At 58.1% G+C, this 22,653-nt stretch carries 24 protein-coding genes and 1 tRNA gene; 11 read left to right on the top strand and 14 right to left on the bottom strand.

The genetic code is table 11. The annotated features are described in order from the left end of the window. Positions 1 to 32 precede the first annotated feature (32 nt). Together GKN89_RS09965 and GKN89_RS09970 are read right to left on the bottom strand one after the other, a co-directional pair. Positions 33 to 491: a methylglyoxal synthase gene (locus tag GKN89_RS09965; protein ID WP_015377363.1), complete on the bottom strand. Its 459-nt coding sequence runs from the start codon at positions 489 to 491 to the stop codon at positions 33 to 35. A gap of 123 nt (positions 492 to 614) precedes the next feature. Next, entirely contained in the window at positions 615 to 1,280 is a 666-nt protein-coding gene (locus GKN89_RS09970) for a DUF2057 family protein (protein ID WP_154746885.1), read from the bottom strand. A gap of 255 nt (positions 1,281 to 1,535) precedes the next feature. Between GKN89_RS09970 and GKN89_RS09975 the strand changes: the two genes are divergently transcribed. Continuing rightward, positions 1,536 to 1,949 (top strand): CoA-binding protein, encoded by a 414-nt coding sequence (locus GKN89_RS09975; protein ID WP_154746886.1) that lies wholly within the window; start codon positions 1,536 to 1,538, stop codon positions 1,947 to 1,949. Between the two features lie 57 nt (positions 1,950 to 2,006). Here the strand turns inward: GKN89_RS09975 and hspQ are convergent, their stop codons facing one another. Together hspQ and rlmI are read right to left on the bottom strand one after the other, a co-directional pair. Next, complete coding sequence (gene hspQ / locus GKN89_RS09980) at positions 2,007 to 2,324, bottom strand: heat shock protein HspQ (protein WP_004928104.1); 318 nt, start codon at positions 2,322 to 2,324, stop codon at positions 2,007 to 2,009. A gap of 60 nt (positions 2,325 to 2,384) precedes the next feature. Continuing rightward, entirely contained in the window at positions 2,385 to 3,575 is a 1,191-nt protein-coding gene (gene rlmI, locus GKN89_RS09985; protein ID WP_063919149.1) for a 23S rRNA (cytosine(1962)-C(5))-methyltransferase RlmI, read from the bottom strand. A 93-nt stretch (positions 3,576 to 3,668) separates the two neighbouring features. Here rlmI and yccX point away from each other — a divergent pair, with 93 nt between their 5' ends. Continuing rightward, on the top strand, positions 3,669 to 3,947 hold the full coding sequence (gene yccX, locus GKN89_RS09990; protein ID WP_154746887.1) for an acylphosphatase: 279 nt from the start codon (positions 3,669 to 3,671) through the stop codon (positions 3,945 to 3,947). Between the two features lie 34 nt (positions 3,948 to 3,981). Here yccX and tusE read toward each other — a convergent pair whose 3' ends face one another. Then, positions 3,982 to 4,311 carry a sulfurtransferase TusE gene (tusE, locus tag GKN89_RS09995; RefSeq protein WP_004928095.1) on the bottom strand — a complete coding sequence of 110 codons (330 nt, stop codon included), beginning with the start codon at positions 4,309 to 4,311 and terminating at the stop codon, positions 3,982 to 3,984. Positions 4,312 to 4,422: 111 nt separating this feature from the next. Then, complete coding sequence (gene yccA / locus GKN89_RS10000; RefSeq protein ID WP_004928091.1) at positions 4,423 to 5,082, bottom strand: FtsH protease modulator YccA; 660 nt, start codon at positions 5,080 to 5,082, stop codon at positions 4,423 to 4,425. 228 nt (positions 5,083 to 5,310) lie between these two features. Here yccA and GKN89_RS10005 point away from each other — a divergent pair. Further along, positions 5,311 to 5,398: transfer RNA gene (locus GKN89_RS10005), tRNA-Ser, on the top strand. 228 nt (positions 5,399 to 5,626) lie between these two features. Continuing rightward, the gene (locus GKN89_RS10010; protein WP_019456259.1) at positions 5,627 to 5,842 is read left to right on the top strand and encodes a hypothetical protein; all 216 of its coding nucleotides are present in this window, start codon (positions 5,627 to 5,629) and stop codon (positions 5,840 to 5,842) included. Between the two features lie 90 nt (positions 5,843 to 5,932). Here the strand turns inward: GKN89_RS10010 and GKN89_RS10015 are convergent, their stop codons facing one another. Together GKN89_RS10015 and GKN89_RS10020 are read right to left on the bottom strand one after the other, a co-directional pair. Beyond that, a complete protein-coding gene (locus tag GKN89_RS10015) occupies positions 5,933 to 6,415 on the bottom strand; it encodes a hypothetical protein (protein WP_019456258.1) in 483 nt (160 codons plus the stop codon). After that, positions 6,416 to 7,195: a winged helix-turn-helix domain-containing protein gene (locus GKN89_RS10020; RefSeq protein ID WP_154746888.1), complete on the bottom strand. Its 780-nt coding sequence runs from the start codon at positions 7,193 to 7,195 to the stop codon at positions 6,416 to 6,418. It lies immediately after the preceding gene. A gap of 402 nt (positions 7,196 to 7,597) precedes the next feature. Between GKN89_RS10020 and GKN89_RS10025 the strand changes: the two genes are divergently transcribed. The 5 genes from GKN89_RS10025 to GKN89_RS10045 all read left to right on the top strand — a co-directional run bounded on the left by GKN89_RS10025 (position 7,598) and on the right by GKN89_RS10045 (position 13,315). Next, positions 7,598 to 8,209 carry a LuxR C-terminal-related transcriptional regulator gene (locus tag GKN89_RS10025; RefSeq protein WP_154746889.1) on the top strand — a complete coding sequence of 204 codons (612 nt, stop codon included), beginning with the start codon at positions 7,598 to 7,600 and terminating at the stop codon, positions 8,207 to 8,209. 179 nt (positions 8,210 to 8,388) lie between these two features. After that, a complete protein-coding gene (locus tag GKN89_RS10030; RefSeq protein WP_019456255.1) occupies positions 8,389 to 8,973 on the top strand; it encodes a fimbrial protein in 585 nt (194 codons plus the stop codon). Positions 8,974 to 9,022: 49 nt separating this feature from the next. Then, positions 9,023 to 9,718: a molecular chaperone gene (locus tag GKN89_RS10035; protein WP_063919152.1), complete on the top strand. Its 696-nt coding sequence runs from the start codon at positions 9,023 to 9,025 to the stop codon at positions 9,716 to 9,718. Between the two features lie 15 nt (positions 9,719 to 9,733). After that, entirely contained in the window at positions 9,734 to 12,226 is a 2,493-nt protein-coding gene (locus GKN89_RS10040; RefSeq protein WP_154746890.1) for a fimbria/pilus outer membrane usher protein, read from the top strand. Between the two features lie 18 nt (positions 12,227 to 12,244). Further along, a complete protein-coding gene (locus tag GKN89_RS10045; protein WP_154746891.1) occupies positions 12,245 to 13,315 on the top strand; it encodes a fimbrial protein in 1,071 nt (356 codons plus the stop codon). A 40-nt stretch (positions 13,316 to 13,355) separates the two neighbouring features. On the opposite strand, the gene soxR is transcribed toward GKN89_RS10045, so the two are convergent. Continuing rightward, positions 13,356 to 13,832, bottom strand: a complete 477-nt coding sequence (gene soxR, locus GKN89_RS10050; protein ID WP_019456251.1) for a redox-sensitive transcriptional activator SoxR — start codon at positions 13,830 to 13,832, stop codon at positions 13,356 to 13,358. Between the two features lie 145 nt (positions 13,833 to 13,977). Here soxR and GKN89_RS10055 point away from each other — a divergent pair, with 145 nt between their 5' ends. Then, positions 13,978 to 15,063 carry an efflux RND transporter periplasmic adaptor subunit gene (locus GKN89_RS10055; protein ID WP_154746892.1) on the top strand — a complete coding sequence of 362 codons (1,086 nt, stop codon included), beginning with the start codon at positions 13,978 to 13,980 and terminating at the stop codon, positions 15,061 to 15,063. Positions 15,064 to 15,073: 10 nt separating this feature from the next. After that, on the top strand, positions 15,074 to 18,154 hold the full coding sequence (locus GKN89_RS10060) for a MexW/MexI family multidrug efflux RND transporter permease subunit (RefSeq protein ID WP_154746893.1): 3,081 nt from the start codon (positions 15,074 to 15,076) through the stop codon (positions 18,152 to 18,154). 49 nt (positions 18,155 to 18,203) lie between these two features. Here the strand turns inward: GKN89_RS10060 and GKN89_RS10065 are convergent, their stop codons facing one another. From GKN89_RS10065 to GKN89_RS10085, 5 genes are all read right to left on the bottom strand, one after another. Further along, positions 18,204 to 19,004 carry a DNA/RNA non-specific endonuclease gene (locus GKN89_RS10065; RefSeq protein ID WP_060387549.1) on the bottom strand — a complete coding sequence of 267 codons (801 nt, stop codon included), beginning with the start codon at positions 19,002 to 19,004 and terminating at the stop codon, positions 18,204 to 18,206. 153 nt (positions 19,005 to 19,157) lie between these two features. Continuing rightward, positions 19,158 to 20,618, bottom strand: a complete 1,461-nt coding sequence (locus GKN89_RS10070; RefSeq protein WP_074054566.1) for a TrkH family potassium uptake protein — start codon at positions 20,616 to 20,618, stop codon at positions 19,158 to 19,160. Positions 20,619 to 20,745: 127 nt separating this feature from the next. Beyond that, complete coding sequence (locus GKN89_RS10075) at positions 20,746 to 21,060, bottom strand: hypothetical protein (RefSeq protein ID WP_016928271.1); 315 nt, start codon at positions 21,058 to 21,060, stop codon at positions 20,746 to 20,748. A 236-nt stretch (positions 21,061 to 21,296) separates the two neighbouring features. Then, positions 21,297 to 21,896 (bottom strand): NAD(P)H:quinone oxidoreductase, encoded by a 600-nt coding sequence (gene wrbA / locus GKN89_RS10080; protein WP_004928045.1) that lies wholly within the window; start codon positions 21,894 to 21,896, stop codon positions 21,297 to 21,299. Between the two features lie 78 nt (positions 21,897 to 21,974). Next, on the bottom strand, positions 21,975 to 22,592 hold the full coding sequence (locus GKN89_RS10085; protein WP_154746894.1) for a LysE family translocator: 618 nt from the start codon (positions 22,590 to 22,592) through the stop codon (positions 21,975 to 21,977). Between the last annotated feature and the right edge of the window lie 61 nt (positions 22,593 to 22,653).

Consider the following 22,653-nt stretch of genomic DNA (forward strand, 5'->3'; position numbering starts at 1 on the left):
CATCCGGCCTGGCGGCCGTCAGGCCGCAAGGACTATTTCAGGCGATCTTGCAGATAGCGCTGATAGTCGGGGATGGCGATCTCCACTTCGCTTTTGAACAGCGGAGAGTCAATGAGAAAATCCGCGGTTGAGCGGTTGGTGGCCACCGGGATATTCCATACGGTCGCCAGCCGCAACAACGCCTTCACGTCCGGGTCGTGCGGCACCGCATTCAGCGGATCCCAGAAGAAGATCAGCATGTCTATCTTGCCTTCCGCAATCAGTGCGCCGACTTGCTGATCGCCGCCCATCGGGCCACTTAGCATGCTGGTGACAGGAATGCCGCTGGCGCGCTGGATCAGGTTGCCGGTGGTGCCGGTAGCATACAGCTGGTGCTGCGCCAGAATGGTTTTGTGGCTTTCTACCCACTCCAGCAGGGCCTGTTTACGGTGATCGTGCGCCACCAGCGCAATGTGTTTGCGCGCGGCGATAGTGCGGGTGGTCAATTCCATCTCGATGTCCTTCGCTAATCGGGGATGTGCGACAGATTACTGAAACTGTTTTTCACTGCCTAGCGTTTGCGCCAGAAAATGCGAAGAAACGGCGCCTTTGCGGGTAAAGGCGCCGAGGCGGGTTCAGCGCACCGGCTGCTTATTGGCCCAGCGCAGGAAACGCTTTTGCGTTTCCTTATCCGCTTGCTGGAACCAGTATTGCAGCATCTGCTCCGATACGTTTTCGCCTTTCAGCGTCACCGTCGGGGCATTCAACGGTGAGTTGGCCTGGGGGGATACCGGGGCATTACCGGCGTTCGTCTGCACGAAGGTTGGGACGGAGGCCGGGCGGTTTTGGCGGTTGTAATCCGTCATCACCTTTTCCAAATCGGCATTGAAAGTCACGCTGTCGGGATGCAGCACATCCTGTTTGAACGGCAGGGCGTTGCCCCCTTTGTCCACCACCAGGTAATTCAGCGTTTTGTCAAAGCGTTGCGCGTCACGATCGTTCTCAATACGCGGAATTTCGATCGCGACCTGGCTGATCTTTTGCGTATTGAAGGTGGCGATCAGCGGCAGGGATGCGTAGGTTTGCGCATGCTGGCCAGAATGTAGGGTTTTGGTCACTTTAAACAGCAATTGATGCTGCCCGCCATCCAGCTCAAGACTGTCGGCGCCTTTTAACAACGAACCTGTCATTTTCTTGCCGTCGACCACCAGCAGGTCGATGTCCGGGGAGAGTTTCAGGGTCGTAGCCGCGGCAGGCATGCTGATGCTGATCAACGCCGCAACCACCAGACCAAATTTCATCATTATCTCCTTATAAAGTGACGTAGCTCTAAGTGTTGAACACGGCACAGGTTGTGTCAAAATTTTTCAATCGGGTATTTTGTTTACATTTTCACATATTTTATCGCGATTAGACACGACCATGCACAGCTGAACCGCGACAGCCTCAGACCATAAGATCGCGCTGAAGTTTCGCACGCGTTGCGTTTAGCCGAGAGAAGGCCGATCGGTTACACTCGAAACGGAGAGTGACGCAGTGATAAACGGGAGTTGAAGATGCAAGATCAAGAGATTGTTGAGCTGTTGCGGCAGGTGCATACCATCGCGCTGGTGGGGGCCAGCGATAATCCGTCGCGGCCCAGCTATGGGGTGATGGCTTATCTGTTGGCGCAAGGGTATCAGGTGATCCCGGTCAGCCCAAAACTGGCGGGGCAGACGCTGTTGGGCCAGCAGGTTTACGCGACGCTGGCAGACATTCCGCAGCCGGTGGATATGGTCGATGTTTTCCGCAATTCGCAGGCCGCGTACGGCGTGGCGCAAGAGGCGATAGCGATCGGCGCCAAGGCGCTGTGGCTGCAGATCGGGGTAGTTAACGACCAGGCGGCAGAGCTGGCACAACAGGCCGGGCTCCGGGTGGTGATGGATCGCTGTCCGAAAATCGACATCCCGCGTTTGGGGCTGGAGCGCTGAATAAAAAGGGCCTGGCGCGATGCCAGGCCCTCTCGGGTTTCTCAGGTCTTGGCGCGGTCAATTGCGCAAGCGTGGCGCCTGTAGCTGGTGGCGGATGGATTCCGCCAGCTCATCCAGCGATGGTTGCTCGGGGTGGGCTTCCTGGGGCTCGCCATCCAGCTGTGCTTCCGCCAGATAGGTGTGCACCGGTTGGCCTTCCTCGTCCTCCATCACCACGTGGTACCAAGGGGCGGAACGCAGTTCATCGTTCGCCGCTATCTCGTCAGCTTTGGGTTGTTCCAAAGAGTATTCGGGGTCGATATCGATCACGACGCCCAAATACCCCAGCAGTTTATGTCTAACCTGTTGTCCGATACCGAATTTGCTGGCAATCATGATGACCTCCTGAGAAACAATGCCTTGCTCATATATGGGGGCAAGGCAGCGCATTTCAAGTTACATCACCCGACAAGCGAAGCCTTTCAGATACAGCCCCTCAGGGTATGTGGCGATCACCGGGTGATCGGCGGCCTGCCGGAACTGCTCTATAAATTGTACATCACGTCCGGCATCTACAGCGGCGTCGGCCAAAATTTTCTGGAACAGGTCGGTCGGCATCAGCCCGGAGCAAGAGAAGCTGAGCAGAATACCGCCTGGGTTCAGCAGCTGCAGCGCCAGCATGTTGATGTCCTTATAGCCGCGGCAGGCGCTGGCCAGCTGGTTCTTGTTCTCAACGAACTTCGGCGGATCCATGATGATCAGGTCGAACTTCTCGCCCTGGGTGCGGTAGTTGCGCAGCAGCTGGAATACGTCGTCGCGGACGAACTCCGCCTTGTTCAAATCCAGTTTGTTGAGCTCGACGTTCTGTTTGGCGATATCCAGCGCCGCCTGCGAGGTATCCACGCTGATCACCTGCGCGCAGTCGCCCATCAGAGCGGAAACGGCGAAGGCGCCGGTGTAGGAGAAGCAGTTCAGCACCCGACGGCCGGCGGAGTAGTTGCGCGCCGCCAGGCGGCTGTCGCGCTGATCGAGATAGAAGCCGGTCTTGTGCCCTTGCTGAATGTCCACCAGCAGCTTCATGCCGTGTTCGGTGATCGGCAATAGCTCAGGCGGCAGGTCGCCCAATACCGGGCCTTGCGCCAGCGGCAGTCCTTCTTTCTTGCGCACCGCGACGTCGGAGCGATCGTAAATCGAACATTCCGGGTAGCAATGCTGCAGTGCGGAAAGCAGTGCCGGGCGCTGGTATTCCGCGCCGGCGGACAGCAGCTGCAGCACCAGGAAATTCTGGAAGCGATCGATAGTGATGCCCGGCAGGCCGTCGGACTCGCCGGCGATCAGGCGATATCCGTCCAGACCGTCACGCTGCGCGACCCAATCACGCCAGCTTTGCGCTTGCTGCAGGCGTCGAATAAAGAAATCGATGTTAATCTCTTCATCCTGCTGGAAGGTCCAGACGCGTGCGCGGATCTGCGACTCGGGCGAATAGGCACCGCGAGCCAGCCATTTGCCCTGGCTGTCGAGAATATCGATGGTTTCACCGGAGAGAGCTTTACCCTCAACGCGTTGAACGGCGCCGGAGAACACCCAAGGGTGGCGACGGAGTAAGGACTTTTCACGTCCTTTGGCGAGAAACAGGCGTACGGTCATAATTAATAGTGCTGCCAGCTAGGATAGAAAGAGTGACACGGCGGTGCAAAGGCACGGCAATGCCATAATGAAAACTGAATTAAGGGGGCGATTATGACACAAGTTTGCATTGCTGCGTATGTGTATGGCGTAGTGCAGGGGGTTGGATTTCGCTATTCCACCCAGCGGCAGGCCGAGGCGCTGGGCGTGACTGGCTATGCGCGCAACCTTGATGACGGCAGCGTTCAGGTAGTGGCCTGTGGCGCTCAGGCCCAGGTGGAGCAGCTGGTGGCATGGTTGAAACAGGGCGGCCCGCGCAGCGCGCGTGTCGAACGCGTGCTGGTGGAGCCGCAGGGCGTGGCCGATTACGCCGGGTTCGGCATTCGCTATTAAACGCTCGCCTGCAGCTGCGCTGCGGGCTGTGCAGTCAGATGCATTTCACCGGCTTCGGCAACCCGGCTATCTTGGTGGCTTGTTTGGCCGGCCCTTTCGGGAACAGGCGATACAGGTAACGGCTGTTGCCTTTTTCCTCACCGTATTTCTGTGCCATGGCCTTGACCAGCATGCGAATAGCCGGCGAAGTATTGAATTCCTGATAGAAGTCGCGCACGAAGCGCACCACTTCCCAGTGTGCTTCGGTGAGCACGATTTCTTCCTGCGCGGCCAGCAGCGGCGCCAGGCCCTCATGCCAGTCGGCGCTGTTTTTCAGATAGCCCTGCGCGTCAGTGTCGATAACCTGACCTTCAAACTCCAACATACTGCCTCGATAACGGATAATTCGGAACGGCCGCCAGTTTAGCAAATTTTTTCGGCCGCAAAAAACAAAGCCCCGCCGGAGCGGGGCCTGGAAGGCATGCGTAGCGTGCTATCAGTTGCTGCGGGCGAAGCCCAGAATGCTCAGCAGGCTGATGAACATGTTGTAGAGCGACACGTACAGGCTAACGGTGGCGCGAATGTAGTTGGTCTCGCCGCCGTGAATGATGTTGCTGGTTTCCCACAGGATAGCGCCGGCGGAGAACAGAATGAACAGCGCGCTGATCGCCAGATGCAGGGCAGGGATCTGCAGGAACAGGTTGGCGATCACCGCCACCAGCAGCACCACAAAACCGGCCATCATCATGCCTGACAGGAACGACATGTCCTTGCGCGTGGTCAGCACGTAGGCCGAGCAGCAGAAGAACACCGCGGCGGTGCCGCCCAGCGCCAGCATGATCAGATCGCCCGCGCCGGCGTTCAGGAACGAGCTGAGGATCGGGCCGAGGGCATATCCCATGAACCCGGTCAGCGCGAACGCCGCCAGAATGCCCGCCGGGCTGTTGGCCAGCTTATGCGTCAGGAACATCAGGCCGTAGAAGCCGACCAGCATCAGCAATAAGCCCGGCGCCGGCAGGCCCAGCATCGTACTGGCGGTAGCGGTCAACGCCGAGAAAGCCAGCGTCAGGGATAACAGGAAATAGGTGTTGCGCAGGACTTTATGCGTGCTGAGCAGCGAGTCGCGCGAGGAAGACGAGACGACAATGCGGTCCATAATGTTCTCTCTTATCAAGCCATCACAAAATAGTCCCGATGATAGGCAGCGCAAGCGTTTGATTAAAGTCTGTTTACCAATCTTTACCCTTAGTTATCATTATTGCAACCATGCGGGAGCGGCTGCGCGTTTGTTCGCCGCTTGCATGAGCGTCGCCGATTTTTCGCGCGGTTGAACGCCGCCGGGCTTTACAAGCGAATAAGCTCTGTTTATAGTGCGCGTCGTTGCGGAGGGGTGGCCGAGTGGCTGAAGGCAACGGTCTTGAAAACCGTCGACGGGAAACCGTTCCAGAGTTCGAATCTCTGCTCCTCCGCCATACATTCTGACCCCGCGCTCTCTGAGCGCGGGGTTTTTTGCTTTTGCGTGCGGAGAAACCGGCGCGCTTTGGCAGGAAACGCGTTCGGCTATTGATAAGGGCCACGTATCGGTGAGATTATGCGGTCACCAAGGTCGGCCGTTCGGCTGCCTGCTGCTGTCAGGCGTGACCGGCGTAATAATCAACGCCGCCTTATCAATTTTGCGTAATGCTCTTATGGAGACAGAGATGAACTGGTATCAAGTCGCCCTATGGACCATGATCTTCCTGAAGTCCGGCGCTTTTCTGGTATTCGTATGGTGGTGGATGTTCAAACGCGCGACCAAACCTTATGTGCGCCCGCAGGACGTCGTGGTGGACGATAAGCCGTATGACGAGAATCTCACCATGGAAGAGGTGATGAAAAAGCATGGCATTACCCGCGCGGAGAATTCGGTTCAATAAGCGCGCTGCCGCCGTCGGGGGCGTTTATCACGATAGCGCCCCTGTTGATTTTCCTTTCCTGTCCCTGTTGGTTTGCGCGATGAGCGTCCGTTAGCGGCACATCGCGACGGGGAACAACACGCCGTGCATGATATAGGCGTCCTGCCGTACTTTTCGCATCGAAAAGAACCCGTTCTTAATGCCGAGAGAAATCATGGGGATCTCCTTGGTGAGCTCATCCGGTGCGTTGTCGTCGGGGCTTTTGATCACTTCACGTTGCGTCGTCATATAAAAGCCATCGCCTATTTTTTTGAGTTTAAAGATGAGTTTCTGGTCCAGATTGTAGGTTTTACCCCTGAGGGTGATATCGCCGCGTTGCACGATCACCGCTCTGTCTTCATCGTAAATGAACAAGCTGCCCGACACTTTCAGGTCGAGAGCGTCGCCTGAAGCCAACAGCTTCCGAGTCACCGTCTCCGCCTTGCAGTTGATGTAGGAGGGGGGACGCAGGGTGAAGACGCGGACTATGACAATAAGAATAATCGCGGCTGACAAGCCGATAATCACTGCTTTGGGGGTGCGCAAGGCCGTCATTTATTTACCGTTGAGTATTTTATAGGTCACACACTGAGTGTATTGATGTTCATTTCCCAGGTAACATACGCCGAGAAATGTGTCATAACTCAGCGTATGTCTGCGCATCGAAAAATAGACGTCGGCGCTGATTTTCTTACAATCTACGTTGCTGAGCTGCAATATCTTCCCCGCCATGCGTTTTTCCGCTTCATTATCGATGTGTTTTTCGGCATCCAGTGAATACAGAGTGCAGTTGTCTTGTTTTCCCAACGCAATTAATTCTTGCTGCAGTTGCTTGGGAAATTCAATCGGATAGAACATCGCCATCATCAATAGTGTGGAGAGCAGGCCGATAATAATGACGGTTGGGGAGAGTCTCAGCCTTTTTAGCGCGTTATTGCGGCGTGGGGAAGGAAATGTCTCGGTCGGCAATGGCGTTTGGGAAGGTATTTCCTCTACCAGAGGCAGGGAGTGTATTTCAACCAACGCGGTAAAGCAAAAACCGACCTTGGCAATGGTTTTTATGGGAGGCGTCTCCCTTCCCAGCAGCTTGAAGGCTTTTCTTATTTCACTCACGGCGACATTCAGGCTGATTGACGAGCCGCTAAAGCCGTATTCTTCCCATACCTTCTGTATCAATACCTCGCGTTTTAATGGAACGTTTGGATGCGTCAGCATTTCAATTAGCAGTCGTGATGCCGGGTTGGATATTCGTATTGATGACTCATGGTTATCAATAAGCTGGAGGTAACAGGTGCTTGCGTCATAGATCACGCAGAGATCGATAATGTATTTCATATTTGCAGGTTTTTATAAGGATATAGGCTTCCAATGCGCGGCTAGTATTTAGGTAAAAGGCAAGGAGGTCAAGGATTATGGCGGAATTCACAAGTGAAGCGGGTTGGTTTTTTATTTTTACGCTGGGCGCAATGTCTGACCTCGAGTGTGATGAATGATGTTTTAAGTGTTTTGTGCTAATAATTTCAATATTTTTAGATTATTGTGATTAAAATTTCTGTTATAAAAAATAATCTTTCTAGTGGTGGCGGTTTGGTGCAGAATTATCCTGGCTGTACGGAACAGGGCTTCCCTGTGCATGTGGCTTATTTTCTATGTTTGTCTGGTAATAAGAATTTTCCGTAAAAGTGTTTTTTTTCAGTGATGATGACGTGTTCTGGTTAAGCCACGGATGGAGGGGATATGCTCAGTGTCGGTATTGTATCTGAAAATCTGTTCTTCAGGGAGGCGGTCAAGAGAATATTGACGCCAAGGATTTATCATCAAGAACACGTTATTACCTGTTACGGCGATTTGCCATTGGTAATGGGAAGTCGTTGTCATGACATTCTGGTTATTGACGACGCGGTAAAAAGCATGTTGCGTTTCAGTGTGGCGGTAACCTTATTACCGTCAATCCACGGGGTTAAATTTTTTATTGCAACGGAAGAGATGCGCCGCCTGCTATGTCGATCCTTCTGGCACGATGTCGTGGTGTTCGACAAACGGGACAGCGTCTCTAATATGAGCCAGTCTCTGGCGTTATTACTGGCCGATATTCTCCGTTGCTCAGCATCGCCTCAAAAGATAGATGACAGGCCGGTTCGCGCGGCGAAACATTGCCTGACGGAAAGCGAGGCGGAAACTCTCCATTTGCTTTCTTTTGGCTATACGGTGACTCAGGTTTCCAAAATGTTGGATAAAAGCGTAAAAACCGTCAGCACGCAGAAATGCAGTGCGTTACGCAAAATGGGGCTGGAAAACCGGGTGCATAATTTGTTGGGGATTTCTTCCGGTTTTATAGGAGAGAGGTAGGGGGCTATTTCTCGCTTATATTCCTGGTGGATGCATCACGTTATTTATTGGTTTTTATAAAAACAGGAATGTGATCGCTATTTTTTGCCTCTGTATTACGGGGAGGGACTGTTTCATCCCGCCGGCAGCGGCCGCTTTATTTATTCTCTCAAACCAAACTGTTATGGAGTTTTATCATCATGATGAAGAAGATGTTTTCTGTTGCAATCATGGCGGCTGCGGTCGCTGCGCCTACGGCTTTCGCTGAAGATAATTCCGCCGGTGGCGTCATTAACTTTACCGGTGCCATTACCGACACCACCTGTACCATCAACGGCGGCAAAAGTGCGGATTTCACCGTAGCGCTGAGCCCGATCTCGGTGACCGATGCCGGTAACGCCGTTGGGCCAATCACCAAGAACAAAAAGTCCTTCTCGCTGACCTTCTCCGGCTGTTCGCCGGCGGCCGGCACGGCAGGCACCCCGCTGAAAATTTACTTCTCCTCCGCGGATAACATTTCCACTGACGGCAAATATTTGCTGAACAACTCGGTCAATGAGAACGACGCTTCCGTCGCGAAGAACGTGGGCTTCTCTCTGGCGGAAACCGGTTCTTCTACGCCGATCCAACTGAACGTGCCGTATGTCACCGACATCATGGGCGACAAAACGGCGCCGGATTCGGAAACCCTGACGCTGGATGCGTACTACTACAAAACCAACGCCGAAGCGGCAAAAGTGGGCGCTCTGAGCTCCAACGTGACTTACACCATTTCTTACCTGTAATCACGCTGACCGCCAGGCCCCTGACCGGGCCTGGCCACTCGGGGGAACGATGAAAAAATACTTGATGATGGCGGCGTTGCTGCTCACTGCCGTTGGCGCTCAGGCCAACGTGGTGGTTAACGGGACGCGGGTTATTTATCCGGCAAACAACAAGGACGTGATTGTCCAACTGCTGAACAATGGCGCCGACCCCTCATTGGTTCAGGCCTGGATCGACGACGGCGATATCAATTCCACCCCGGAAACCGCCAATGTGCCGTTTTTGCTGTCGCCGCCGGTGGTGAAGGTCAACGGCAATAGCGGCCAGCAGCTGCGAATTCAGAAAGTCGGCGCCGCGTTGGCGGCGGATCGCGAATCGGTGTTCTATCTCAACGTGCTGGATATCCCGCCGACGCCGGAAAACCTGCAGGGCACCAACACGCTGCAGCTGGCGATCAAGTCGCGCATCAAATTGTTCTACCGCCCGCCGGCGTTAACCCGCGGCGTAGAAAGCGCGTTGGAAAAACTGACGCTGCAAGCCAACGGCAAAGGGTTCGACGTCACCAACAGCAGCCCGTATTTCATCACGATAGCGAATATCGGCCAGGGCGCGGACAAACACTTGCTGGTTGACTCGCTCATGGTTGCGCCGTTTTCCACCCAGTTTGCCGCCAGCAAACGATCGGTCACTAAAAACGCCCGCTATGACCTGATGTATATCGACGATCTGGGGGCTTACAAGTCTAAAGCCGTCACCGCACACTAACCTGAAAGAACAACAATGAAGCTGAATAAAAAAGTCCTCTCGTTGCTGACCGCCTCTTCATTCTTGTTGCCGGACACGGCCTGGGCGGTGACGTTCGATACTTCGCTGCTGGCCGGCGAATCGCGCGATTCCGATCTTTCGCGTTTTTATCTCAACAATGACATGCCTGCCGGCCGGCAGGAGATCGATGTGTATGTCAACCATGACTGGAAAGGGCGCTACGCGCTGCTGTTTGGCGCCCAGCGCGACGATATTCAAATCGACTACCGGGATGCGCAGCGGCTGGGCATCGATCTGAGCCGGTTGCCGGCGCCTCAGGCGCCCCAGGAGACGCTGCCAATCGCCACGCTGGTACAGGGCGGGCGGTTTGATATGGACGTCGGCGCGCTTAGCCTGCGGTTGACGGTGCCGCAGGCGCGGGTCAACCGGTCGGAGGCGGGGTATGTCGATCCCGCCTTTTGGAATCGCGGCATCTCAGCGCTGACGCTGGCCTACAACGCGACCTACTATCACGCAGAGACGCACGGCGACGGCAATCGCAGCAGCAATGACGATCTCTATACCGGGCTGGAGTCAGGGATCAACCTGGCCGGTTGGCAATTTCGCGACAGCAGCAGCTTTCGCCACGGCAGCGGGCGCGGTAGTCACTGGCAGAACAACACGCGCTATCTGCAGCGCGGCTTCGCCGACATCAAATCCAACCTGACCGTCGGCGATTTTTATTCGCCGGGGGATCTGTTCGACTCGGTGCGCATTCGCGGGGTGGCGCTGGCGTCGGACATCAGCATGCGCCCCAACTCGCAGCAAGGTTTTTCACCGATCGTTCGGGGCGTGGCGCAAACCAACGCGTTGGTGAAAGTGGTGCAGAACGGCAACGTCATCTATCAGGAAAACGTGCCGCCGGGCGCCTTTACGCTCGACAGCATTCAACCTACCGGCTCGGCGGGCGATCTGTGGGTGACGGTCAAAGAAGCGGATGGGCGCGAGCAGTCGTTCAGCGTGCCGTTTTCCGCCGTGCCCAACATGTTGAAGCAGGGTGTCGGCCAATACAGCGTGCTGGCGGGCAAGGTTAACGAAAGCAATACCGATTACGATCCCGGCTTTGTGCAAGGCACCTTGCAGTATGGTTTCAATAACTTGGTGACCGGCTATGCTGGCAGCATTTTGAGCGACGATTATCAGGCCTGGCTGCTCGGCAGCGGGTGGAACCTGCCGATTGGGGCGGTGTCCATCGATCTGACGCATGCCGATACCCGTCTGAAAAATCGCCGCGAAAGCGGGCAGAGCTTTCGCATCGCCTACAGTAAATTTCTCGATGTCACCGCCACCAACTTCACGTTGGCGGCCTACCGTTACTCCACCCGCGGTTACTACAGCTTTACCGACGCCATTTACTCCAATGACGGCTATCGCCAACTGGAGCGGCAATTTGATCGCTGGCGCGACGAAGAGGGTGTATCGGAACTGGATATGAACACCTGGGATGCGCTGCGTTCCGCGCGGCCGAAAAATACCTTTACGCTTAACCTGAACCAGCGCCTGAACGAAGGCTGGGGCACGTTGTTCTTCTCCGGCTCTCAGCGCGATTACTGGACGGCCAACGCCAAGAGCCGCGAATACCAGCTGGGCTACTCCAACAATCTGGGGCGCGTCAGCTACGCGGTTTCCGCCAGCCGGGTGCGCAACAGCCAGCGTGAAGAAGAGACGCGCTATTACCTGTCATTCAGCCTGCCGCTGTCGGTATTCGACAACAACGCCTATCTCAGCACCGGTCTGTCGGCGACGGACTCTCACTATCAGCAAAGCACGGTCAGCCTGAGCGGCAACGCGCTGGAATCCAACCGCCTGAGTTACTCGCTGAGCGGCAGCAACCGCAGCGGCGGCGACAATATGGCCAGCGTCAATGCGGCCTATCGCGCTCGCGCTTCGACGCTGGGCGTCTCCTACAGCGAAGGCAACGATTATCGTCAGAGCGGCCTCAGCGCACGCGGCAGCCTGGTGGCGATCCCCTGGCATCTGCTGGCGTCGAACGAAATCGGTAACACCATGACGGTGGTGGAGGCGCCGCAGGCTGCGGGGTTGATGGTCAACGGCGACGAAAGCATCGTCACCAACGCGCAAGGATTGGCGCTGGTGCCCTACGCCACGCCGTACCGGCAAAACTCGATCACGCTATCGGATACCGGCCACAGCAGCGGGGCGGAAATCAGCGGCAACGTCGCCAACCACGTGCCTTACTACGGCGCGGTCAGCTACCTGAAATTCGAAACCGATCAACGCCGGCCATTCCAGCAACGGGCGCAACGCGCCGATGGCACGCCGCTGCCGTTCGGCGCCAAAGTGCTGGATGAACACGATCGGTCGGTAGGCTTTGTCGGCCAGGCCAGCGTGCTGTATCTGCGCGCCGAACAGCCGCCAACGGCGTTGACGGTGCAACTGCGCGATGGCCGCTGCCGCATCGCCAAACCTACTCTGACGCTGGATGCGTCGCCCGGCGTTTGCCGCTAATACAGGATAATCGAACCTATGATCAGGCTGATTTCTTTACTGCTGCTGTCCGGGCTGTTCAGCAGCTATAGCTATGCTTCCTGCTATGGCAAAGGAGCGGAGTTTGCGCCCCCGATTTTCGTTGATCTCTCCGACAAGCTGAGCGCCAATACGCCGGTCTGGGAGGCGCAATATAATACCCAGTACACCGGCACATTTAACTGCAGCAAGTCCAAAAGCAACTTTTCCTACACCATCAAGCTTTCGCCGAAAGATTCGCAGGCCGCGATTTTCGGTTTTAACAACGGTCAACAGTGGGTCCGAGCGGAAATCACCAACAAGATAAGCGACAGAACGTTGAGGGGGCGCGGGGAACACTCCGCGTCAGAGTTAAACTCGCCGATGACCATTCGTTATTCGCTGGTACAAAAACCCAAAGATGGGCGGGTGGTGCCGGGCGATACCTTGATGCTTGATGACGTTTTACTGGTGAGCGATGTGACCGGTATCGGCATTCTGGAATTGCCGTTCTGGCTGCTGGAACAAGTAGGGAAACTGCTCACCTGGTTGCTTACCGGCAACTGGCCTTATGACGATCGCGACATGTACGGCCAGCCGATGAACATCAAATACGCGCCGAAAACCACCACCTGTCGTTTCGACAATGCCGGCCTGACGGTCAGGTTGCCCAAAATGGGCGTGGCGCAGGTGCTGAATAACAGCCAACCCGGCTACACACCGTTCTCGCTCACCATCAGCTGCCAGAACATGCAGCAGGAAGGCATCGCCGATCGCGCCGTAGAGATGTTCCTGTCCAGCAATAACCTGCTGGCCTCTGACGCCAGCGTACTGACCAATGCCAATGCGGGCGGTGCGCAAGGGGTGGGGCTGCGGCTGGTCAAGCGCGACATGCCGAGCTCGCCGGTGGTGGTGTCGCCCTCCAACGTCGATCGCGGCGGCGCCACCTCGCTGTTTCACGTCGCCGCCGGCGGCAGCCTGAACAGTCACTTCATCATCGGCATGGGCGCTTATTATTACCCTTATCAGCGCGATGGCGTCACGCAGGGGGAAATTAACACTTCGGCCACGTTGAACATCATCTATCCCTGAGAGGAATGGGCTGGGAAGCACCGGTGAGCCGCCGTCTCGCTCATCGGTCCTTTCCGGCGCCATGTTCGAGAATCTGTGCGCCGGTGCCCTGTTGGCCCAGAATATCGTTTGGGTTACGCAGCGGGCAGTCGGCAAGCGACAGGCAACCGCAGCCGATGCAGCCGTCGAGATGGTCGCGCAGCATGGTCAGCCGTTGAATGCGCTCATCGAGCGTTTTGCGCCAGGCGGAGGACAACACGCCCCATTGCTCCGAGGTCAGCTTGCTGCCGGCGGGAAAGCGGCCCAGCGTGGCGCGGATCTCCTCCAGCGGAATGCCTGCGCTTTGCGCGATCTTGATCACCGCGATGTAACGCAGCACCACCGGCGTGTAGCGGCGCTGGTTGCCGGCGTTGCGCGTCGCCTGAATCAGCCCCTTGCTCTCGTAAAAGTGCAAAGCGGACACCGCTACGCCACTGCGTTTCGCCACCTCTCCCACGGTCAGCAGCCGATAGTTGTCAATCGGTTCATTTCTTGCCATTCCACATCCCTTAGCTTGACCTCAAGTTAACCTGAGGTTTTATAGTGCAGCCAGCCGGGCTTGGCAACCGGCATCTCTCGTCACCTGCCTGCGCTGCGTCGGGGGAAGGATGGCTTTGGCTGTAAAATCAGGAAGAAACCGTTACATGATGAAACGATACCTCATTATTGCCGCACTGTTGGCGGCGGTCGCCGTCGCTGCGGTAGCGATGCGCTCCACCGCCCGGCAAAGCGAAGGCGCGCCGGCCTATCCGCCGGTAAAAGTGGCGCTGGCGCCGGCCCTGCGTGAACAAACGGCGCGCAGCTATGCCGGCGTGGGCGAGCTGGAAGCGGCCAGCCAGGTGGAGGTCGCGGCGGAGACCAGCGGCCGCATCACGCGCATTCTGTTCGAGTCCGGCCAAACGGTGCGGCAGGGGCAACTGCTGGTGCAGCTCAACGATGCGGTCGAGCAAGCGGAGCTGGTGCGCCTGCAGGCGCAGCTGCGCAATGCCGATCTGTTGCTGGAGCGCATGCGCAAGCTGATGAACCTTAACGCCACCGCGCGGCAGCAGTTGGACGATGCGCTGGCTGAACGGGATATGGCGCTCGGTGCGGTGCAGGAAACGCAGGCCAAAATCGCCCAGAAGGCGATCCGCGCGCCGTTCTCCGGCGTCATCGGCATTCGCCGCGTGCATGAAGGGCAATACCTCAACGCCGCCGAGGCGGTGGCCAACCTGGTGGATGCCGATACGCTGCGGGTCAATTTCTCGCTGGACGAACAAAGCAGCGCCGGATTGGCGTTGGGCCAGGCGGTATCGGTGCAGGTCGGCGCCTATCCCGATCGCGCTTTCCCCGCCGTTATTACCGCTATCGATCCGATGATCGGCAAATCTCGCACCGTACAGGTGCAGGCGACGTTGACTAACCGCCAGGGATTGCTGAAGGCCGGCATGTACGCCGGCATTCGCGTCACGCAGCAACAGCGCGTGGCGGTGCTGACGGTGCCGGAAACGGCGCTGACCTATACGGCGTACGGCGATACCGTGTTCGTCGCGCAGCAGGGTGAGAAGGGCATGGTGGTCAAGCGCGTCTCGGTCACCGTGGGCGAACGCAATGACGGGCGCGTCGAGATCGTCAGCGGCCTGCAGGAAGGCGAGCGGGTGGTGACCTCGGGCCAGCTCAAACTGAGTGACGGCATGGCGGCCGAGCCGGTGGCGCAGGATACCCTGAGCGCCGCCCAGGCCGGTTCCTGAGGAGAGACCGATGACATTTACCGATCTGTTCGTGCGCCGACCGGTGCTGGCGCTGGTGGTCAGCACGCTGATCCTGCTGTTCGGCGCGCTGGCGCTCAGCCAATTGCCGATTCGCCAATACCCGCTGCTGGAAAATTCGACCATCACCATCAGCACCGACTATCCCGGCGCCTCGTCCGAGCTGATGCAGGGCTTCGTCACGCAGCCGATCGCCCAGGCGGTGTCGTCCGTCGAAGGCGTTGACTACCTTTCTTCCTCGTCGGTGCAGGGGCGTAGCGTGGTGACGGTGCGCATGGCGCTGAACCGCGATTCCACCCAGGCGTTGACCGAGGTGATGGCCAAGGTCAATCAGGTGCGTTACAAGTTGCCGGAGCAGGCATACGATCCGGTGATTGAGCGTTCCGCCGGTGAAGCCACCGCCGTGGCCTATGTCGGTTTCTCCAGTAAAACGCTGTCCACGCCGGCGCTGAGCGAATACCTGACGCGGGTGGTGGAGCCGATGTTCACCACCATCGACGGCGTCGCCAAGGTTGAAGTGTTCGGCGGGCAAAAAATGGCGATGCGCCTGTGGCTGGACAGCGATCGGCTGGCGGGCCGCGGCCTGACCGCCGCCGACGTGGCCGACGCGGTGCGGCGCAACAACTATCAGGCGGCGCCGGGCAAGGTGAAAGGGCAGTATGTGGTCGCCAACGTGCGGGTGAATACCGATCTCACCAGCGTGGAGGAGTTTCGCAATCTGGTGGTGCGCAACGACGGTAACGGCCTGGTGCGCTTGAAAGACGTCGGCACCGTGGAGCTGGGCGCCGCGGCCACGGAGACCAGCGCGCTGATGGATGGCGAACCGGCGGTGTTCCTCGGCGTCTTCCCCACGCCGACCGGTAATCCGCTGGTGATCGTCGACGGCATTCGTCACCTGATGCCGGCGATCGACAAGATGCAGCCGCCGGGCGTGAAGATGGCGCTGGCGTTTGAAACCGCGCGCTTTATTCAGGCCTCGATCGATGAAGTGGTGCATACCCTGCTGGAAGCGCTGGCGATCGTAGTGGCGGTGATCTACCTGTGTCTGGGATCGCTGCGCACCGTGTTGATCCCGGTGGTGACCATTCCCTTGTCGATTCTCGGTGCCGCCGGGCTGATGCTGGCCTTTGGCTTCAGCGTCAATCTGCTGACGCTGCTGGCGATGGTTCTGGCGATCGGTCTGGTGGTGGACGCCGCCATCGTGGTGGTGGAGAACGTGCATCGCCATATCGAAGAGGGGAAAACGCCGCTGGCGGCGGCGATGATCGGCGCGCGCGAGGTGGCGGGGCCGGTGATCGCCATGACTCTGACGCTGGCGGCGGTCTATGCGCCGATCGGCCTGATGGGCGGGCTGACCGGTGCACTGTTCCGCGAGTTCGCGCTGACGCTGGCCGGCGCGGTGGTGGTGTCCGGCGTGGTGGCGCTGACGTTGTCGCCGGTGATGAGTTCTCTCCTGCTGCCCGCCAAACAGAGCGAAGGGCGCGTGGCGCGCGCCGCCGAGTGGTTCTTCGGCGGCCTGACGCGGCGCTATGCCCGCGCGCTGGATTTCTCGCTGCATCACCGTTGGCTGACCGGAGCGCTGGCGCTGCTGGTGATGATCAGCCTGCCGCTGCTGTATCTGATGCCGCAGCGCGAGCTGGCGCCGACCGAGGATCAGGCCATCGTACTGACCGCCATCAAGGCGCCGCAGCACGCTAACCTGAACTATGTCGAACGCTTCGCCTATAAGCTGGATGAGGTCTACAACCGCATGCCGGAAACCGAAAGCCGTTGGATCATCAACGGCAGCGACGGCACGGCGTCCGGCATCGGCGGCATCAACCTGACGCTATGGCAGGCGCGCCAGCGCTCGGCGTCGGCGGTGCAGGCCGATCTGCAACGGGCGGTGAACGATGTCGAAGGCACCAGCATTTTCGCCTTCCAGCTGCCCGCTTTACCGGGCTCCACCGGTGGGCTGCCGGTGCAGATGGTGTTGCGCACGCCGCAGGACTACCCGCAGCTGTACCGCACCCTGGAAGAGGTCAAGCAGAACGCCAGAAACAGCGGCCTGTTTATGGTGGTAGACAGCGATTTGGACTACAACAATCCGCTGGCGGAGGTGCACATCGACCGCGCCAAGGCCAACAGCCTGGGGATCCGCATGAGCGACATCGGCGAATCGCTGGCGGTGCTGGTGGGCGAGAACTACCTCAACCGCTTCGGCATGGACGGGCGCGCCTATGACGTGATCCCGCAGAGCCTGCGCGAACAGCGGCTGACGCCGCAGGCGCTGGCGCGGCAGTATGTCCGCACGCAGGACAATACGCTGGTGCCGCTCTCCACCGTGGTATCGGTGGCCGTTAAGGTCGAGCCGAACAAGCTGACCCAGTTCAACCAGCAGAACGCGGCCACCCTGCAGGCGATCCCCGCGCCCGGCGTTTCGATGGGCGAAGCGGTAGCGTTCCTCGAACGGCAGGCGAATGCGCTGCCGGCCGAATTCAGCCACGATTGGCAGGGGGATTCGCGCCAGTATACCCAGGAAGGCAGCGCGCTGGCGTTCGCGTTCCTGGCGGCGCTGGTCATCATCTACCTGGTGCTGGCGGCGCAGTACGAGAGCCTGAAGGATCCGCTGATCATTCTGATCACCGTGCCGCTGTCGATCTGCGGCGCCTTGCTGCCGTTGGCGCTGGGCTATGCGACGATGAATATCTATACCCAGGTCGGGCTGGTGACCCTGATCGGGCTTATCAGCAAGCACGGCATTTTGATGGTGGAGTTCGCCAACGAGCTGCAGATGCATCAGAGGCTGGCGCGGCGCGCCGCGATTTTGCAGGCGGCGCAAATTCGTCTGCGGCCGGTGCTGATGACCACCGGGGCGATGGTGTTCGGCCTGATCCCGCTACTGTTCGCCAGCGGCGCCGGCGCCGCCAGCCGCTTCGGTCTGGGCTTGGTGATCGTATCCGGCATGCTGGTGGGCACGCTGTTTACCCTGTTCGTGTTGCCGACGGTGTATACGTTGCTGGCGCGCGACCACGCGGTAGCCTCACCTCGTCAGCGCGAGTTGGCCGCTGCGCAAAAGGCGCTGACGGAGTAAGCCGCCGGCGCCCGCGTGAAAAATAAACCCGCCTCGGCGGGTTTTTTCGTCAGTTTTTGCAGCCCATCAACTCCGGCAGCACGCCGGGTTTGCTCTTCAGCGAAGCCTGCACGTCGTCCGGCAGGCCGGCCCAGATGATCAGACCGGTGCGTTTCTCAATTTCGTCGACCGTCACGCGGAATTGGCAGAAATCGGCGCCCTTCGGCGTGTTCTGGTCGAACAGGAAGGCGGCGTAGTGGTTTACCGCCGGGCTGTTGTTGATAAAAATCACCTTCCAGTAGGCGCTGGGGATGGTGTGCGCTTTCTGGGTGCCCGGCAGTTTGCCCATATCGCGCTCATACAGCGGCCCGGTCACGGTATAGACCGAAGAGATGTCGGCGCGATCGATCAGCTTGCGTTCCTGGTCTTCCAGCCGCGCCCAGGCGCCCTGGTTCAGATCGGACTTTTGCGGCGTGATGTTGGACAGATAGTTCAGCGATTCCCAGTCGGAAACGCCTGCCAGCGAAGCCAGCGGCGCCTGATGGCCGCGATCTACCTTCAGCGCCGCGTTGGCGCCGGTGTAATCGGCGGGCGCCAGGGTATCCGCCGGATTGAGTGCCGGATCGGTTTTCCAGTTGCGCGTCTTGCCGCTGGCCGGCGTGTCTTTGGTGATGTGATAGGCCACCCAGTTGGCGAACTTGGTGGTGCTGTTGTTATTCAACGTATAAGCATGACGCACGATCGACACGTTGCTGCTGCCGCCGGTCGGGCAGCCGACCGCGCAGTTGTCGATGGATTCGAGCGTGTCGGCCGACGCCTGTGCGGCGAACAGTAGGGCGACCAGGGCCAACATCTTGTTGTTAAAGCGCATATTCATATCCTCAATAAGTTAAAATGTACTGTATATATTTACAGTGAATTAAACTTATCGCAGTGAAACGAATACAACAATGCAACATATGTGTGTTGTGAATGTGTCAGCGATAACCGAGCGAAACGGTGGCTTCATGCCGGGTTTATCCGCTTAAAAACGCCAAAACGCGCGTGAACAAAGGATCAGCATCGGGTAGATCTCGAGGCGGCCAAGCAGCATGGCGGCGCACATCAGCCATTTCGCCGCGTCGTTCAACGTGCCGAAGCCGGCGGCGGTTTCTCCATATCCCAGCCCCATATTGTTGATGCAGGCGGCGACGGTGGCGAAAGCGGTGACCAGATCATAGCCCATCAGATTCAGCAGCCAGATAAACAGGCAGGTGAACAGCACGTAGAGGAAGAAAAAGCTCCAAACCGAGCGCAGCATCCGATCCTGGATCGGCGCATTGCCGACCTTGATGGTGTACAAGGCGTTAGGATGCACCAGCTGGTTGATCTCGAGCCGGCTTTGCTTGTACATGATCAGAAAACGCAGCGCTTTAATGCCGCCGCAGGTGGATCCGACGCAGCCGCCGAAAAAGCTCGCCGCCAGCAGCAGCATGATGGTGTGGGACGGAATTTTGGTGTAATCGGCGATGGCCAGACCGTTATCGGTCATCATCGAACTGGTGAGGAAAAAACCGTGCACGAAGGCGTCCTTGACCCCGTACATGCCCGAACGATACAGCTCGACGCACACGATAGCCACGACGATGGCCAGCACCAACAGGAAAAAGCGCAGCTCGGGGTTCCGGTACAGCGGTTTCAGGCTGCGGCGGCCGACGGCGACGAAATAGAGCGTGAAGTTCACCGCCGCCAGAACAGAGAAAATGCCGCCGACCATTTCCACCGCCGAACTGTCATAGTACCCCAGGCTTTCGTTGCGGGTGGAAAATCCGCCGAGCGAGACGGTAGAGATGCCGTGACACAAGGCATCGAACCACGGCATGCCCGCCAGGCGGAAGGCGACGGTGCAGGCCAGCCCCAGGCCAAGGTAGATCAGCCACAGGTTTTTCGAGGTGTCGGCCAGCCGCGGCGTCAGGCGCTCCTCTTTGAATGGGCCGGGCATTTCCGATTGATAAAGTTTGGCGCCGCCGATGCCCAGCAGCGGCAGCACGGCCACCGCCAACACGATAACCCCCAGACCGCCGATAAAATTGAGCTGAGAGCGATAGTAGAGGAATGATTTGGGGACGTTGGAGACGTCGTTCAGCACCGAAGCGCCGGTCGTGGTGATGCCGGAGACGCCCTCGAACATCGCGTCCACCAGGCGGACGTTCAGCGTGTCATCCAGCCACAGCGGCAGGGCGCTGATTGCGGAAAACAACAGCCAAAACATGACGATGATCAGGAAACCGTCCTGGGTGCGCAGCTGCACTTTCGACTGCCGGGTGCTGAACCAGCCCAATCCGCCTAGCGTGGCGGCGAGCACCAGGGTATAGAAAAACGAGAAGGCGCTTTTTTCTTTATACAGCAGGCCCATCAACAGGGGCGGGATCATTGAAAGGCTGTAAAGGAGGACTAAAAAGCTGCAAAGATGAATAACGACCAGGATTTGTTTGGTTTTGACCATGCTGTTGCTCGGAGTGCCCGCCGACGATGCGTCAATTTATTGAAGTGTATCAAGCATAAAGCAGGCGATATAAAAATAACGTAAAAATTCATATCGCCGAATAAGCATGGCGTGGAGGGGGAGAACGCTATTCCAGCAGATCGTTGACCGTGCGGCGCACATAGTGCGTCATTTGCGCCAGATCGTCCGGCGACACCGGGCCGCCGCCGGCGCGCACCACCTGCTGTTCGATCTGGGCGATCTCCTGCTCGACCTTGTTGGCGATCTGCACTTTGACTATCTTGTCTACCGAAGACAGCAGCACCTTCAATACCACTTTCAACGCGATGTTTTCGCAGAACGAGTCGTAATGATGAACCGGCGGCGGCGGGGCCGGAGCCGGCTCGGGCGCGCGCGGAGCCAGAGCTTTGAAGCTGTCTACATTTTCAATAATAAGATCCATGTCTCTTATTAGTTCATCAAAATCTTTAGACACTGACTTATTCCCTTCGCTGTGCGCAAAAAACAGAACGCCCGTCCTCAGGCTGAAAGCCGATGAGCGACGGGCAGAACGAATTCGGGCCTGGCCTTCAGACGCTGAATGGCCGGGGGAGGGGCATTCTAACCTTGCGGCGGGTCGGCAACAAGATGGGGCCGTGCGAATGCGCGGCCCTTTGAATCAAGGGTGCGGGAGGGCGCTTAACTTTTCAGCTTGGCGGTGATTTTCGCCACGTGCTCGCCCTGATAGCGGGCGATGGTCAGCTCTTCGTTGCTCGGCTGCCGCGAACCGTCGGCGCCGGCGATGGTGGTGGCGCCGTATGGGGTGCCACCGCGCACCTGCGAAACGTCAAACAGCTCCTGCGTCGCATAGCCGATCGGTACGATGATGAAGCCGTGGTGCGCCAGCGTGGTCCAGGTCGAACTGATGGTCTGTTCCTGGCCGCCGCCGGTGCCGGTGGAGGAGAAGACGCTGCCCACCTTGCCGTACAGCGCGCCGGACGCCCACAGGCCGCCGGTCTGATCGAGGAAGGTGCGCATCTGTCCGGCCATATTGCCGAAGCGGGTCGGCGTGCCGAAGATAATGCCGTCATAGTCCGCCAGCTCTTGCGGGGTGGCGACCGGCGCCTGCTGGTGCTGCTTGCCTCCGGCCTTGGCGAAGGCTTCCGGCGTCATGGTTTCCGGCACGCGTTTAATCGTCACGTCCACGTTATCGACCCGATTTGCCCCTTCGGCCACCGCCTGCGCCAGGCGTTCGATGTGGCCGTACATTGAGTAATAAAGCACCAACAGTTTCGTCATGTTCCGTACTCCCTCTCAGATGATTAACAAAAACCCCTGATAAGCATAGAAGCGAATGACGAACTTGGCGTCGCGGCGTTACTTGATGCCGGCGATCGCCAGTAGGGCGCCAAAGGCGATCAGCAGCCCGCCAAAGGTGCGATCGATGCCGCGGCGCAAACGCAAAAAGCGCGCATTGACCCCCGGCGCAGAAAATAGCAGCGCGACGGCGGCAAACCAGAAGATATGGACGGCGGCGATAAAAAGACCATAGCCAATTTGCACGCCGAGCGGGGTGTGCGGAGAAACCACCTGCATGAACAGGCTGACGACGAAGATGGTGGTTTTCGGATTCAGCGCATTGGTTAAAAAACCGGTTTTCAGCGCCGCGAAATCGCTGATGACGGCCGGTGTCGTGGTGGGCGCGGCGTCATGATGCGCCGCGTTGCGCAGCAACGTAAAACCGAGATAGATCAGATAGGCGGCGCCGATGCCTTTAAGCAGGTTAAACAGCCAGGGCGACTGTTGAATCAACACGCCGACGCCAATCAGCGTATAGCTGACATGGATCAGCACGCCGGCGCCGATGCCGCAGGCGGTCAAGACGCCGGCGCGGCGCGAAAGCAATAGGCTGTTGCGCGAGACCATGGCGAAATCCGGCCCCGGGCTGATTACAGCGAGTAAAGTAATGGTGACGACAGCGATGAGTTCAGTCATAGTTATCCTTGCGATGTTTCTCGATAGAGTGACTGATTTATAAGAGTAATTTCCCTCGGTG

The organism is Serratia sp. YC16, assembly GCF_009707615.1.
Taxonomy (GTDB): Bacteria; Pseudomonadota; Gammaproteobacteria; order Enterobacterales; family Enterobacteriaceae; genus Serratia; species Serratia surfactantfaciens.